12 protein-coding genes are annotated in these 14,981 nt (G+C 59.0%); 10 read left to right on the top strand and 2 right to left on the bottom strand.

Annotation, left to right across the window (positions count from 1 at the left end):
• The 9 genes from GHO41_RS14145 to GHO41_RS14105 form a co-directional block, all read left to right on the top strand.
• The coding region (locus GHO41_RS14145) for a hybrid sensor histidine kinase/response regulator (protein WP_153433896.1) at nucleotides 1-1,799 on the top strand (1,799 nt) is incomplete at its 5' end.
• Nucleotides 1,796-2,806 (top strand): chemotaxis response regulator protein-glutamate methylesterase, encoded by a 1,011-nt coding sequence (locus tag GHO41_RS14140; RefSeq protein ID WP_153373655.1) that lies wholly within the window; start codon nucleotides 1,796-1,798, stop codon nucleotides 2,804-2,806. The genes GHO41_RS14145 and GHO41_RS14140, both read left to right, overlap by 4 nt.
• 52 nt (nucleotides 2,807-2,858) lie before the next feature.
• Nucleotides 2,859-3,860, top strand: coding sequence for a PleD family two-component system response regulator (locus GHO41_RS14135; RefSeq protein WP_153326151.1), 1,002 nt, complete (start codon nucleotides 2,859-2,861; stop codon nucleotides 3,858-3,860).
• A gap of 419 nt (nucleotides 3,861-4,279) precedes the next feature.
• A protein-coding gene (gene prfB, locus GHO41_RS14130) for a peptide chain release factor 2 (RefSeq protein ID WP_123749704.1) occupies nucleotides 4,280-5,375 on the top strand; the annotation gives its coding sequence in 2 pieces (ribosomal slippage) (nucleotides 4,280-4,351 and nucleotides 4,353-5,375; 1,095 coding nt in all).
• Nucleotides 5,376-5,488: 113 nt separating this feature from the next.
• Nucleotides 5,489-6,991, top strand: a complete 1,503-nt coding sequence (lysS, locus tag GHO41_RS14125; RefSeq protein ID WP_048368143.1) for a lysine--tRNA ligase — start codon at nucleotides 5,489-5,491, stop codon at nucleotides 6,989-6,991.
• A gap of 259 nt (nucleotides 6,992-7,250) precedes the next feature.
• Nucleotides 7,251-7,799 (top strand): hypothetical protein, encoded by a 549-nt coding sequence (locus GHO41_RS14120; protein ID WP_153433895.1) that lies wholly within the window; start codon nucleotides 7,251-7,253, stop codon nucleotides 7,797-7,799.
• Nucleotides 7,800-7,823: 24 nt separating this feature from the next.
• Nucleotides 7,824-9,101: a flavohemoglobin expression-modulating QEGLA motif protein gene (locus GHO41_RS14115; protein WP_371928923.1), complete on the top strand. Its 1,278-nt coding sequence runs from the start codon at nucleotides 7,824-7,826 to the stop codon at nucleotides 9,099-9,101.
• A gap of 16 nt (nucleotides 9,102-9,117) precedes the next feature.
• Nucleotides 9,118-10,023 carry an alpha/beta hydrolase gene (locus GHO41_RS14110; protein ID WP_153326153.1) on the top strand — a complete coding sequence of 302 codons (906 nt, stop codon included), beginning with the start codon at nucleotides 9,118-9,120 and terminating at the stop codon, nucleotides 10,021-10,023.
• On the top strand, nucleotides 10,020-10,346 hold the full coding sequence (locus GHO41_RS14105) for a hypothetical protein (RefSeq protein WP_048385602.1): 327 nt from the start codon (nucleotides 10,020-10,022) through the stop codon (nucleotides 10,344-10,346). The genes GHO41_RS14110 and GHO41_RS14105 overlap by 4 nt, the downstream gene beginning before the upstream one ends.
• A 195-nt stretch (nucleotides 10,347-10,541) precedes the next feature.
• Here the strand turns inward: GHO41_RS14105 and GHO41_RS14100 are convergent, their stop codons facing one another.
• Together GHO41_RS14100 and GHO41_RS14095 are read right to left on the bottom strand one after the other, a co-directional pair.
• Entirely contained in the window at nucleotides 10,542-11,321 is a 780-nt protein-coding gene (locus GHO41_RS14100) for an OmpA family protein (protein ID WP_153433894.1), read from the bottom strand.
• Between the two features lie 65 nt (nucleotides 11,322-11,386).
• Nucleotides 11,387-11,800, bottom strand: a complete 414-nt coding sequence (locus GHO41_RS14095; protein WP_048368136.1) for a DUF4398 domain-containing protein — start codon at nucleotides 11,798-11,800, stop codon at nucleotides 11,387-11,389.
• A gap of 269 nt (nucleotides 11,801-12,069) precedes the next feature.
• Between GHO41_RS14095 and ppc the strand changes: the two genes are divergently transcribed.
• On the top strand, nucleotides 12,070-14,700 hold the full coding sequence (gene ppc, locus GHO41_RS14090) for a phosphoenolpyruvate carboxylase (protein WP_153433893.1): 2,631 nt from the start codon (nucleotides 12,070-12,072) through the stop codon (nucleotides 14,698-14,700).
• Nucleotides 14,701-14,981 lie beyond the last annotated feature (281 nt).

Here is a 14,981-nt window from a genome sequence, read left to right as displayed (position 1 = left end):
CCGAGCCGGCCCCCGAACCTGCGCGTCGGCCTCAGCGCCTGACAGAAAGCGGCGAACGGGTGTTGCGCGTCACCGCCGAGCGCCTCAACAGCCTGCTCGACCTGTCGAGTAAATCGCTGGTCGAAACCCAGCGTCTCAAGCCGTATCTGATGGCGCTGCATCGGCTTAAACGCATGCAGAGCACCAGCCTGCGGGCGCTGGATACCCTCAACGAGCAGCTCAAAGTGGTGGGCCTGACGCACGAGGTTGAAGAGGCCCTGAACGAGGCCCGGCGCGTGCTCTCCGAGTCGCAGCATTTGCTCAGCGAGCAGACCGCCGAACTCGACGAATTCGGCTGGCAGACCAGCCAGCGCGCGCAATTGCTCTATGACACCGCGCTGGCCTGCCGCATGCGCCCGTTCGCCGATGTGCTGGTGGGCCAGGAGCGCATGGTCCGTGATTTGGGTCGAGCGTTGGGCAAGCAGATTCGCCTGGAAATCGAAGGCGAGAAAACCCAGGTTGACCGCGATGTCCTCGAAAAACTCGAAGCGCCGCTCACCCACTTGCTGCGCAACGCCGTCGACCACGGGATTGAATCGCCCGAGCAACGCTTGCTGGCGGGCAAACAGCCGGAAGGCACGATCCGCTTGCGGGTGTCGCATCAGGCCGGGTTGCTTGCCGTCGAACTGAGCGACGATGGCGCCGGTGTCGACCTCGAACGCTTGCGTCGCAGCATCGTCGAGCGCCAGTTATCCACCGCCGATACGGTGGCGCAACTGAGCGAAGAAGAACTCCTGACCTTCCTCTTTCTGCCGGGGTTCAGCCTGCGCGATACGGTGACTGAAGTCTCCGGGCGCGGCGTCGGGCTGGATGCGGTGCAACACATGGTGCGCCTGTTGCGCGGTGCCATCGTGCTGGAGCAAACCGCAGGGCAGGGCAGCCGGTTCCTGCTGGAAGTGCCGCTAACCTTGTCGGTGGTGCGCAGCCTGGTGGTTGAAGTGGCCGACGAGGCCTACGCCTTCCCGCTGGCGCACATCGAGCGTATGCGCGACCTGTTGCCGGATGACATCGTGCAAGTCGAGGGGCGTCAGCACTTTTGGCACGAAGGCCGGCACGTTGGTCTGGTGGCCGCCAGCCAGTTGCTCCAGCGCCCGCCCAGCCAAAGCGATGACGAAACCCTCAAAGTGGTGGTGATCCGTGAGCGCGACGCCGTATATGGCGTGGCCGTTGAGCGCTTTATCGGTGAGCGGACTCTGGTCGTCCTGCCGCTCGATCCACGCTTGGGCAAGGTGCAGGACATCTCGGCCGGTGCGCTGCTGGACGATGGTTCGCCGGTGCTGATTGTTGATGTTGAAGATATGCTGCGTTCGGTCGATAAGTTGCTCAACACCGGGCGTCTGGAGCGTATTGATCGGCGCAATCGGCACACCGCAGAATTGACCCGCAAACGCATTCTGGTGGTAGACGACTCGCTGACCGTACGTGAATTGCAGCGCAAATTGCTGATTAATCGGGGTTACGAAGTGGCCGTTGCGGTTGACGGCATGGACGGCTGGAACGCCCTGCGTGCCGATCATTTCGACCTGTTGATTACCGACATCGACATGCCGCGCATGGATGGCATAGAGCTGGTCACCCTGTTGCGCCGCGACAACCGCCTGCAGTCCATGCCGGTGATGGTCGTTTCCTACAAAGACCGCGAAGAAGACCGACGACGTGGCCTGGATGCGGGAGCCGACTATTATCTAGCCAAAGCCAGCTTCCATGACGACGCCTTGCTTGATGCCGTGGTTGAACTCATTGGGGGAGCCCAAACATGAAAATCGCCATCGTCAACGACATGCCTTTGGCGGTTGAAGCGCTGCGTTGGGCGCTGGCCTTTGAGCCGAGCCATGAAGTGGTCTGGGTCGCTCACAATGGTGCCGAGGCGGTACAAAAGTGTGCTGAGTTCACCCCGGACCTGATTTTGATGGACCTGATCATGCCGGTCATGGACGGGGTGCAGGCGACGCGACGGATCATGGCTGAAACGCCCTGTGCCATCGTGATTGTGACCGTTGACCGGGAGCAGAACGTACACCGCGTGTTCGAGGCCATGGGCTTTGGCGCGCTGGATGTGGTGGACACGCCCGCGTTGGGCGCAGGCAATGCCAAAGAAGCGGCAGCGCCGTTATTGCGCAAGATCCTCAACGTGGGCTGGTTGATGGGGCAGAGTGACAAGCGGGTACGCCCGGTGTCGGCGCAGCCGCGGGCATTGGGCTTGCAGGGCGGGCTGGTGGTGATTGGCTCGTCTGCGGGCGGCCCGGCGGCGCTGGAAAGTTTGCTCAAGGGGCTGCCGCGAGATTTCCAGGTGCCTATCGTCCTGGTGCAACACGTAGACCAGGTGTTTGCGGCGGGCATGGCGGAGTGGTTGAGCGGCTCGTGCGGGCTGGACGTACGTTTGGCTCGGGAAGGCGAAGTGCCACAGCCGGGGACGGTATTGCTGGCGGGCACCAACCACCACATACGCTTGTTGAAAAACGGCACCCTGGCCTACACGGCAGAGCCGGTAAACGAGATCTACCGCCCCTCGATTGATGTGTTTTTTGAAAGTGTTGCAAGGTACTGGAAGGGAGATGCCGTGGGGGTGTTATTAACCGGCATGGGACGCGATGGGGCTCAGGGGCTTAAACTCATGCGCCAACAAGGCTTCCTCACCATTGCGCAAGACCAACACAGCAGTTCGGTGTACGGCATGCCTAAAGCAGCTGCGGCCATTGATGCCGCGGTTGAGATCCGTCCTTTGGACAAGATTGCGCCACGTTTGCTGGAGATATTTGCCAAATGATCGACAAAATCCCGCAGGACTGGCTTGAAGGCAGTAATTCAGGTGAACGCGCATGAGCGATTTACAGTTGGACGACGTTAAAACAGACGAAAACGCCGCCATGGTGCTGCTGGTAGACGATCAGGCGATGATCGGCGAAGCCGTGCGCCGGGGTTTGGCGCTAGAGCAGAACATTGATTTTCACTTCTGTGCAGACCCGCATCAGGCGATTGCGCAAGCCATCCGCATCAAACCGACCGTGATTTTGCAGGACCTGGTCATGCCGGGGCTGGACGGTCTGACCCTGGTGCGTGAATACCGCAATCACCCGGCGACGCAGAATATTCCGATCATCGTGCTGTCCACCAAAGAAGACCCGCTGATCAAAAGCGCGGCGTTTTCGGCGGGGGCCAATGATTACTTGGTCAAACTGCCCGATAACATCGAGCTGGTGGCGCGCATTCGCTATCACTCGCGCTCTTACATGACCCTGTTGCAGCGTGACGCGGCCTACCGTGCGCTGCGTGTGAGCCAGCAGCAACTGCTCGATACCAACCTGGTGCTGCAACGGTTAATGAACTCGGACGGCCTGACCGGGCTGTCGAACCGTCGGCACTTTGACGAATACCTCGAACTGGAGTGGCGCCGCGCCTTGCGTGAGCAGACCCAGCTGTCGTTGTTGATGATCGACGTTGACTACTTCAAGTCGTTCAACGACACCTTCGGCCATCTGGACGGCGACGAAGCATTGCGCAAAGTGGCCTCGACCATTCGTGATGCCAGCAGTCGCCCGTCTGACCTGCCGGCGCGTTACGGCGGCGAAGAATTCGCCATCGTCTTGCCCAACACCTCCCAGGGCGGAGCACGGCTGGTGGCAGAAAAACTGCGTCAGGCCGTAGAAGCCCTGAAAATCCCGCACATCCAGCCCAGCGAAGGCCGCAGCCTGACCATCAGCATTGGCCTGGCGACCCTCACCCCGCAACAAAACGGCAGCTCACGCCAATTGATCTCCGCGGCGGACAAAGGCCTGTACCTGGCCAAGCACAACGGACGTAACCAGGTCGGGATCGAGTAACCATCCCACCTTGTCTCGCGAACTTTTGATCATTAAAGGCAAAAGATCGCGAGACAAGCTCGCTCCTACAGGGTAGGTTTTGCTTACATGAGGGGGGTTGTTACTCAGCGTTGTCCAGCAATGAATCCACCACCGCACGGGCCATTTCGACCGAGTGCACCATCTGCTAGGCGCATAACAGCAACTAGGAAGTGCCCTGCATTGGGAAGAGGAAATTGCTGACGGAATGCGTCAAAAAGCCATCCCAAAACTCTGTAGGAGCGAGCTTGCCTCGCGATCTTTTGATATTTAAAGGCAAAAAATCGCAGCCTTCGGCAGCTCCTACAAAGTGAACTGCCCCCGCCAGGCGGGCTGCTGCCAACCCATGTTTGCGGTATACTCCCCGGCTTTGTAAAAATCGCCTACGAGTGCCGCCAGCCATGGAAATCAACCCGATCCTTAACAGCATCAAGGACCTGTCAGAGCGCTCCGAAACTATTCGGGGGTATCTTTGACTACGATCAAAAGCATGAGCGTCTGATCGAAGTCAATCGCGAGCTTGAAGATCCTAGTGTCTGGAACAACCCGACGTACGCCCAGGAGTTAGGCCGCGAACGCGCCCAACTGGCGCAGATCGTCGAAACCCTGGATGAGATGCACACAGGTCTGGCCGACGCCAAAGACCTGCTGTTGATGTCTGCCGAAGAAGAAGACCAGGCCGCTGTCGATGACGTTGCCGCTGAAGTCGAGCGTCTGCGCGAAGCCCTTGAAAAACTCGAATTCCGCCGCATGTTCAGCGGTGAGATGGACGCCAATAACGCTTACCTGGACATTCAGGCAGGCTCCGGTGGTACCGAAGCGCAAGACTGGGCCAATATCCTGTTGCGGATGTATCTGCGTTGGGCCGACAAGCGCGGCTTCGATGCCACCATCATGGAACTGTCTGCCGGTGAAGTCGCCGGGATCAAAGGCGCAACCGTGCATATCAAGGGTGAATACGCCTTTGGCTGGCTGCGTACCGAGATTGGCGTCCATCGTCTGGTGCGTAAAAGCCCGTACGACTCGGGCAACCGTCGTCACACCTCGTTTTCGGCTGTTTTCGTTTCGCCGGAAATCGACGACAACATCGAAATCGACATCAACCCGTCTGACCTGCGGATCGATACCTATCGTTCCTCCGGTGCGGGTGGTCAGCACGTAAACACCACTGACTCGGCCGTGCGGATTACCCACGTACCGACCAACACTGTGGTGAGCTGCCAGAACGAACGTTCCCAGCATGCGAACAAAGACACCGCCATGAAAATGTTGCGGGCCCGTCTTTATGAGCAAGAAATGCAGAAGCGCAGCGCGGCGTCCCAAGCCCTGGAAGACACCAAGAGTGACATCGGCTGGGGCCACCAGATCCGCTCGTACGTACTCGACGCTTCGCGTATCAAGGATTTGCGTACCAACATCGAGCGCAGCGATTGCGACAAAGTGCTCGACGGCGATATCGACGAATACCTGGTAGCCAGCCTGAAACAAGGGCTGTAAGTCGCGCAATAACCGTAAGTGCGCAGCCAATGCGATGCCTCAAGGCGCGCTAAAGGCCCGCCAACCCCTGCCGCAGGGCAGGGGCAACGAACCTGTGATGGAATTTTTAAGACATGAGCGACCAACAACTCGACCCCCAAGACCTGCAACAGGAAGAAAACGCCCTGATCGCCCTGCGCAAGGAAAAACTTGCCGCCGAGCGCGCTAAGGGCAACGCCTTCCCTAATGATTTTCGTCGTGAAAACTACTGCGCTGACTTGCAGAAGCAGTACGCCGACAAGACTAAGGAAGAGCTGGCTGAAGCAGCCATTCCGGTCAAGGTTGCGGGTCGCATCATGCTTAACCGTGGCGCGTTCATGGTGATCCAGGACATGACCGGTCGCATCCAGGTCTACGTCAACCGTAAAACCCTGCCAGAAGAAACCCTGGCCGCCGTGAAAACCTGGGACCTGGGCGACATCATCGCCGCTGAAGGCACCCTGGCCCGTTCCGGCAAAGGCGACCTGTACGTTGAAATGACCAACGTGCGTCTGCTGACCAAATCCCTGCGCCCGCTGCCAGACAAGCACCACGGTCTGACTGACACCGAGCAGCGCTATCGTCAGCGTTACGTTGACCTGATCGTTAACGAAGACGTGCGCCACACCTTCCGTGTGCGTTCGCAAGTGATCGCGCACATCCGCAGCTTCCTGATGGCGCGTGACTTCCTTGAAGTTGAAACGCCGATGCTGCAAACCATTCCGGGCGGCGCGGCAGCCAAGCCTTTCGAAACTCACCACAACGCGCTGGACATGGAAATGTTCCTGCGTATCGCGCCTGAGCTGTACCTCAAGCGTCTGGTGGTGGGCGGCTTCGAAAAAGTGTTCGAGATCAACCGTAACTTCCGTAACGAAGGCGTGTCGACCCGTCACAACCCAGAATTCACCATGCTTGAGTTCTACCAGGCGTACGCCGACTACGAAGACAACATGGACCTCACCGAAGAGCTGTTCCGTGAACTGGCACAGCTGGTGCTGGGTAGCACCGACGTGCCGTACGGTGACAAGGTGTTCCACTTCGGCGAGCCGTTTGTGCGCCTGTCGGTCTTCGACTCGATCCTCAAGTACAACCCTGAGCTAACCGCTGCAGACCTGAACGACATCGACAAGGCGCGTGAAATCGCCAAAAAAGCCGGTGCCAAGGTGCTGGGCTTCGAAGGCCTGGGCAAGCTGCAAGTGATGATTTTCGAAGAGCTTGTCGAGCACAAGCTGGAACAGCCGCACTTCATCACCCAGTACCCGTTTGAAGTGTCGCCGCTGGCCCGTCGTAACGACGACAACCCGAACGTGACCGACCGCTTTGAGCTGTTTATCGGTGGTCGTGAAATCGCCAACGCCTACTCCGAGTTGAACGACGCGGAAGACCAGGCCGAGCGTTTCATGGCGCAGGTAGCGGACAAAGACGCCGGTGACGACGAAGCCATGCATTACGACGCCGACTTCGTACGTGCGCTGGAATACGGCATGCCGCCAACGGCGGGTGAAGGTATCGGTATCGACCGTCTGGTGATGCTGCTGACCAACTCCCCGTCGATTCGCGACGTGATCCTGTTCCCGCACATGCGCCCACAAGCGTAACGATGCCGAATAAAAAACCGCCGATTCAAGGCGGTTTTTTATTGCCTGCAGAACGCTGAGCTGGATCTTTGTGTGGGAGCGGGCTTGCTCGCGATAGCATCAACGCGTTGTCGCAGGTAGATCAGGGCGCTTGCATCGCGAGCAAGCCCGCTCCCACAGTCAGTCATAAGGCATACCAACGGTTGACGGCGATTGTCAGTCGGATGGAATATCAGGCCCTACTCAATGAGCCCTGGCCGCTCTATAGAAGGATGCAGGCATGAAAGTGTGGCGCGTATTGCTGGTGGCATTGTCATTTTTGATGTTGAGCGGGTGCCTGGTGACGTTTAAAGACGCACCGATCGCGGCCCAGCCAGCGCCAAAACAACTGCTCGGAAAATGGACCAGCAAGGATGCCTGGGGCGAGGCGCGCAACCTGAATATCCGCGCCGTCGACAAGACTCGCTACCAAGCCGTGATCTACCCCAAGGGCGAACCCAAGGCGCGTGATCGTTACACCTTTATCGTTGCCCGCCACGGCAGCCGCTGGTACGCCTCGGCCAATTTGCCGGCCAAACTGGGCGGTGGCTACACCCTCAATGGTTTTGAGGTGAACGACAACGGCGAGTTGGTGGTGTACGACCTGGACCTTGACCAGATCAAGCAGGCGATAGGCCAGTCGGCCTTGAACGGTGAGCCGGTCGAAACGTCTGAAGGCTCAGGCGTACAGATCCAGAGCCCATCAGCTACAGTTTTTGCATACCTCGATGATCCTGCCAATTCGGACGTCTTTGTCGAAGTGGCCCGCTATCAGCGTGCGATCAAGTAACCGTATTTAATCAAGGAGCCGCGGGTGGACGATTACCAGCGCACCATACGCACATTGTCAGACCGCATTGTGCTGGCCCAGGCGCCGATCCGCGTGCTGGATGCGGTGAAGTGGGATGACAGCATCCGCCAGGGTTTTTTAAAGGCCAAAGGCAAAGAGATGCCAGCGATCAGCCGTGACTATTACTTGTCCCGGCCGCTGTCTTTTGACTCCAGTGCGGTCAAGTCAGAGTTCCAGCACATCGAGCGTGACATCACCCGGCAACTGGGGCAGTTCAACCCGGTCGGGCAGATCATGCGGCGTATGTGCAAAGAGTACCGAATGGTGGTGCGCATGCTCGAAGCCCGCGGCACTGAAGACTTCGGGCTGATTTCCCAAGAGTTGTACGGCGCCGCTTCCGACGCGTTCCATGCCGGTGATCCGACGCTGGCCGATCTGGGCCTGATGATGTCCGATTACCTGGACAACATCGACGGGCGTGGTGACCTCAAGGACGAAGCCAAAAACCTGACCGCCAAAGACGCGGTCAACCTGCTGCAAAGCCGGCTCAACAAGGTCTTTGGCGAGTGCGAAGAAACCATCCGGGTGTTTGAGTCTGACGGTATCGTCGCGGACGCAGCGGCCGGCGCCGACTACATCAAGATCCGCAGCGATGCGATGTTCAACGAGCGTGACGTGCGCGCCCTCGAAGTACACGAAGGGCTGGTGCACGTGGGCACCACGCTCAATGGCCAGAACCAGCCGATTTGCACCTTCCTGTCCAAAGGCCCGCCCTCATCGACCGTGACCCAGGAAGGGCTGGCGATTTTGATGGAAGTCATCACCTTTGCCTCTTACCCGAGCCGCCTGCGCAAACTGACCAACCGCACCCGCGCCATCCACATGGTGGAGGAGGGCGCGGACTTTATGCAGGTGTATCAGTTCTTCCGTGATCAGGGGTTCGAGATGCCAGAAAGCTACGGCAACGCGAGTCGGGTTTTCCGTGGCTCGGTGCCAAATGGACTGCCATTCACCAAAGACTTGTCCTACCTCAAAGGCTTCATCATGGTTTACAACTACATTCAGTTGGCCGTGCGTAAGGGCAAGCTCGAACAAGTGCCGCTGCTGTTCTGTGGCAAGACCACGCTGGAAGACATGCGCACCTTGCGCCAGTTGGTCGATGAAGGATTAGTGGTTGCGCCTAAATACCTGCCGGACCAGTTCCGCGACATGAACGCCTTGTCGGCATGGATGTGCTTCTCCAACTTCCTCAACCACTTGAGCCTGGACCGGATCGAAGCCGACTACTCCAATATTTTGTGACAAGGCGGTCCATTCAATGAAAACCCTGGCTGCACTCTGCCTGCTGCTCGCCCTCAGCGGATGCAGCTCATTGTTGTTTTACCCCGAACCTGGCCAGCCGATTACCCCGACGGCGGCGGGCCTTGCCTACAAAGACGTCAACCTCACTGCCGCCGATGGCACGCAACTGCATGGTTGGTGGCTGCCGGCCAAGCCCGGCGTGCCGCTCAAGGGCACCGTGCTGCACCTGCATGGCAATGGCGGCAATCTGGCGTACCACCTGGGCGCGGTGGCCTGGTTGCCCGAGCAGGGCTATCAAGTGCTGATGCTCGACTATCGCGGTTATGGCCTGTCGCAGGGCAAACCGGGCTTGCCCGCGGTGTATCAGGACATCGACGCCGCCTTTGACTGGTTAGAGCAACAACCGTCCGTGCAGGGGCAGCCGCTGATTGTGCTGGGGCAAAGCCTGGGCGGAGCCATGGGCGTTCATTACCTGAGCCAGCACCCGCAGCAGCGCGCTCGGCTCAAGGCTGTGGTGCTTGATGGTGTACCGGCCAGTTACCGCGAAGTGGGGCAATTTGCCCTGAGCACGTCCTGGCTGACCTGGCCCTTGCAAGTGCCGCTGTCATGGCTGGTGCCTGACGCAGACAGCGCGGTGTACGCGATGCTGGACATGAAAGACGTGCCTGTGTTGATTTTTCACAGCATGGACGACCCTATCGTGCCGTTGTCCAACGGCATCCGCCTGTACCAAGCCGCGCCGCCGCCCAAGGTGTTGCAACTGACCCGGGGCGGTCACGTGCAAACGTTTGGTGACCCGACCTGGCGCCAAGTGATGCTGCGTTATCTTGAAGACCCGCAACATTTCAACGGTGTGCGGCGACTGGGGGAGATCCCCAATTACCCACCGACTAAAGCTCCCGAAACAGAGACCCCGCAATGAGTGAAGAGCGTAACGCCATCCCCCTGATCCTCACTGGTATCGGCACCATCATCGGTACGGTGGGCTGCCTGTGGTACTACGGTTACCTGCACTTCGCCAAGCCTGAGGATGCGTTGCTGCTCAACGACTTCACCATGCTTAAGACCTTGCCGGGGGAGGATTACAAAGTCTCCCTGACCCCGGCCAACCAGGTGGCACAGTGCATTGACGGGATCGTGGTGTTGTTTGATACCGAACAAAAAGGCCTGACCGGGGTGTTGGTCAACAACAAGAAACAGGCCGTGCATTGCATGGGGCAAGAAACGCCGAAGCTGCAACCTTAAGAGCAAAAGGCCCTCACCACGCCTCTCCCGATTGCGGGCTGCTGCAGATTTTGTCGATCTGTGAGCCTGACGCTGAATGTGCGAACACTGTAGAGCTCCCTCTCCCGCGGGAGAGGGCTGGGGTGAGGGGAAAGCCATACAACAAAAAGCCCCGCCTGATCACTCAGGCGGGGCTTTCATTTAACGCTTATCGATTTACTGGATCGAAGAGCGTGGCGCAACCGGCTGGTTGTCGTTGGAGATGGTCACTTCAACGCGGCGGTTTTGAGCGCGGCCCGAGTTGCTGCTGTTGTCAGCAACCGGGTATTCCTTGCCATAGCCTTGGGCAACGATACGCGATGGGTCTACACCGGCACGTACCAGTGCCGCTTTAACCGCATTGGCGCGACGCTCGGACAGGTTCTGGTTGTAAGAAGCGCTGCCTTTGCTGTCGGTGTAACCCTCAACAATTACCTTGCGATCCGGGTTCTGGATCAGGTAATTGGCCAGGGTCGAGATGCTTTCGCGGCTGTTAGGCTTGAGGTTGGCCTGGTCGAAGTCAAACAGCACGTCACCGAAGGTCACCAGGGTGCCACGGTCCGTTTGCTTGGCGTTCAGGCTTTGCAGCTTTTTGATCTGCGCATCACGGGCGTCCAGCAGAGCCTGGGCACGATCGGAACCGGCGTTTTTCAGCTGGTTTTCAGCGGTACGCAGGGCGATGGTTTGCTTGGCCAGTTCAACACGCTGGTTGGTCAGGTAAGCCAGTTGGTCAACCTTGGACTCTTTTTCTTTGTCCAGGTAGGCCTTTTCAGCTTTGTCCAGCCACTCGCCAGCGTCTTTGGTTTCAAGCGCTGCAACCTTGGTCGCTTCCGGGTTGGTTTGCAGGGCCGAGTAGTTGCTCTTGGCGTTTTCCAGGTTAACGTTCGGCTGGTGCGAGCACGCGGCCAAACCAACGCTCAGGGCCAGCAGGGCAGGGATCATTACTGTATTGCGCATAATAGTTGTCCTTTCTATCTATTAGGAATGCTGTATCGCCAGTTGCGATCAAAGAGGGGCGGCTGTTATTGCAGGCCGCGCATGCCTTCCTGACGCAGTTGCTGGACGGCTTTCTGAGCATCCTGAACGGCCTTCTCGGCTTTTGCGGCCTGGGCTTTACGTTCTGCTACGCGAGCGTCCCATTCAGCTTGTTCGGACAGGCGACGGGCTTCGTCATATTTTTTGTCGTGCATAGCCAGCTCAGCTTGTTTGAGCTTGTCTTGTGCCGACTTCATTTCCACTGGAGCGTATTCGGTACCGCCAGCGCTGACGGCGTTGTTCACGGCCGACTGCGTCACAGCGTATTGCTCGGTTGGCGGGTTGCCAGCGCAACCGGCTAAAACGAAGCTGGCACCGATCGCCAATGCAGCCAGTTTCAGCCCGCGCAGGCGAGGAGAGGTGGTTTTGACAGTGCGGGTCATCATGGTCTTCAACTCCATTAGGAAACTCCTTAAAAACATCATCTCCATCACAACTGTCGGGTGACCTGGAGCAGTTGGACGCAGGTTCCTGCAGTGATGGTTAAAAGCTGTGACCTGAACGAAATTTGAATAGTTCAAAAAAAAAGATGGCAGTTTGCCTAAAAATTTTCTGACTGACGGGTCATAGGGTAATTAGCTGTTTAGCGCGCGCATGGCTTGCCAGCGACGCCCATTGCGACGCACTCTTGGGTCACGAACTCGCCCAGAATCTGCTGGAGAAATGGCTGATGACCGATATTGATGCACGCTTGCGCGATGATGTTCACCTGTTGGGTGAGCTGTTGGGTAATACGATTCGTGACCAATACGGCGACGCCTTTCTCGCCAAGATCGAACGCATCCGCCAGGGTGCCAAAGACGACCGGCACGGCACTCCGGGCGAAGAATTGAGCGCCATTCTCGATGCCCTCAGCGATAACGAAGTGCTGCCGGTAGCACGGGCGTTCAACCAGTTTTTGAACCTGGCCAATATCGCCGAGCAATACCAGTTGATTCACCGGCGTGGCGATGACCAGCCGCAACCGTTTGAGTCGCAAGTGCTGCCCACCTTGTTGCGCCGCTTGCTGGCCGAAGGGCATGACGCGAACTCGCTGGCGCAACAACTCAGCAGCCTTGAAATTGAGTTGGTGCTCACGGCGCACCCGACTGAAGTCACGCGCCGCACCTTGATCCAAAAATATGACGCGATTGCCGAGCAACTGGCGGCTCAAGATCACCGGGATCTGACCCTGGCCGAGAAGTCGCGAATCGAAGAGCGCTTGCAACGCTTGATCGCCGAAGCTTGGCACACCGAAGAAATCCGCCGCACCCGGCCTACACCCGTGGATGAGGCCAAGTGGGGTTTTGCCGTTATTGAACACTCGTTGTGGCAGGCGCTGCCCAATATGCTGCGGACCGCCGACGCGGCGTTGCACGGGGCCACCGGGCTGCATTTACCGCTGGATTCAGCGCCCATTCGCTTCGCCTCGTGGATGGGCGGCGACCGTGATGGCAACCCCAACGTGACCGCCACGGTCACCCGCGAAGTGCTCTTGCTGGCGCGCTGGATGGCCGCCGATTTGTACCTGCGTGATATCGATAAACTCGCCGCCGACCTGTCCATGCAGCAGGCCACCGATGAATTGCTCGCGGTGGCGGGGGAGAGTGCCGAACCGTACCGCGCGGTGCTCAAACAATTGCGTGAACGCTTGCGCATCACCCGTGCCTGGGCGCAGAGCGCCTTGCACAGCGCACAACCTGCGCCAGAAGGTGTGTTGAGCGACAACCAGGACCTGCTGGCACCCTTGAAGCTGTGTTACACGTCGCTGCACGCCTGTGGCATGGGCGTGATTGCTGACGGGCCGCTGCTCGATTGCCTGCGTCGGGCGGTGACGTTTGGTCTGTTCCTGGTGCGCCTGGATGTGCGTCAGGACGCGGCCCGGCACACCTCGGCCATGACTGAAATCACCGATTACCTGGGCCTTGGCCGCTATGAAGACTGGGATGAAGACGCGCGCCTGATCTTCCTGATGCGCGAATTGAACAACCGTCGCCCGCTGTTGCCGGGTTACTTCAAACCCGCCGCCGAGACGGCCGAAGTGCTGGCCACATGCCGTGAGGTGGCAGCTGCGCCGGGGGCTTCGCTGGGCTCATACGTGATCTCCATGGCGGGTGCGGCTTCTGACGTGCTGGCCGTGCAACTGCTGCTCAAAGAGGCAGGGCTTGAGCGCCCGATGCGCGTGGTGCCACTGTTTGAAACCCTGGCCGACCTGGACAATGCCGGGCCGGTGATTGAGCGTCTATTGCTGTTGCCGGGCTACCGCGCACGCCTGCAGGGGCCGCAGGAAGTGATGATCGGCTACTCCGACTCGGCCAAGGATGCTGGCACCACGGCAGCGGCGTGGGCGCAGTACCGGGCGCAAGAAAATCTGGTGAATATTTGCCGCGAGCAACACGTCGACCTGCTGCTGTTTCATGGCCGTGGCGGTACCGTGGGGCGTGGCGGCGGCCCGGCGCATGCGGCGATTCTGTCGCAACCGCCGGGGTCGGTGGCGGGGCGTTTCCGTACCACCGAACAGGGCGAGATGATCCGCTTTAAATTTGGCCTGCCTGACATCGCCGAGCAAAACCTCAACCTGTACCTGTCGGCGGTACTCGAAGCCACATTACTCCCACCGCCGCTGCCTGAGCCGGGGTGGCGAGTGCTGATGGACGAACTGGCCGACGATGGGGTCAAGGCCTACCGCTCGGTGGTGCGCGACAACCCGCAATTTGTCGAGTATTTCCGCCAGTCCACCCCGGAACAGGAATTGGGCCGCTTGCCCTTGGGCAGTCGCCCGGCCAAGCGCCGTGCAGGCGGGATTGAAAGCTTGCGCGCCATTCCGTGGATTTTCGGCTGGACCCAAACCCGCCTGATGCTGCCCGCTTGGCTCGGCTGGGAAACCGCGCTCAGCCAGGCGCTGGCGCGCGGTGAAGGAGAGCAACTGGCGCAAATGCGCGAGCAGTGGCCGTTCTTCCGCACCCGCATCGACATGCTGGAAATGGTCCTGGCCAAAGCGGATGCCGACATCGCCCGGCTCTATGACGAACGTCTGGTGGCCCCTGAATTGCTGCCTTTGGGTGCTCACTTACGCGACTTATTGTCGCAGGCGTGCGAGGTGGTGCTGGGTTTGACCGGGCAGTCTCAACTGATGGCGCACAGCCCGGACACGCTGGAGTTCATCCGCTTGCGCAACACCTACCTTGACCCGCTGCACTTGTTGCAGGCTGAGCTGCTGGCGCGTTCGCGACGCCAGCAAACCGATCAGGACAGCCCTCTGGAACAAGCGCTGCTGGTGACTGTGGCGGGGATCGCGGCGGGTTTGCGCAACACCGGCTAAGCTCGTTCGCTAGTCAAAAGTCGCGCCGTGGTGCCAAACATCGGGGCTTTTCATGGCCTGATCCGGCCCCGGCGCGACACTTTTTGCCAGGGTTACGACCTGTGACACCCGGTCGCAAGGGCTGCTTTAGCAGTGATTATTCCTACTTTGGCCCGCTTGTGTGGTCCGGAACGGCTGTGTATCTTGGTCAGCCCTTTGGCCTGTTTTGCGGCCATTACCCGATTTTGAGATTGGCCCCAAGAGGCGAGTCTGTTGTCATTTAAATAAAAAATTGAGGAGCA

Origin of the sequence: Pseudomonas sp. FSL R10-0399, assembly GCF_009600165.1 — a bacterium.
GTDB classification, from domain to species: Bacteria; Pseudomonadota; Gammaproteobacteria; order Pseudomonadales; family Pseudomonadaceae; genus Aquipseudomonas; species Aquipseudomonas helleri.
Note: the sequence above shows the minus strand (reverse complement) of the source record. Positions and strands in the feature narration are given on the sequence as shown.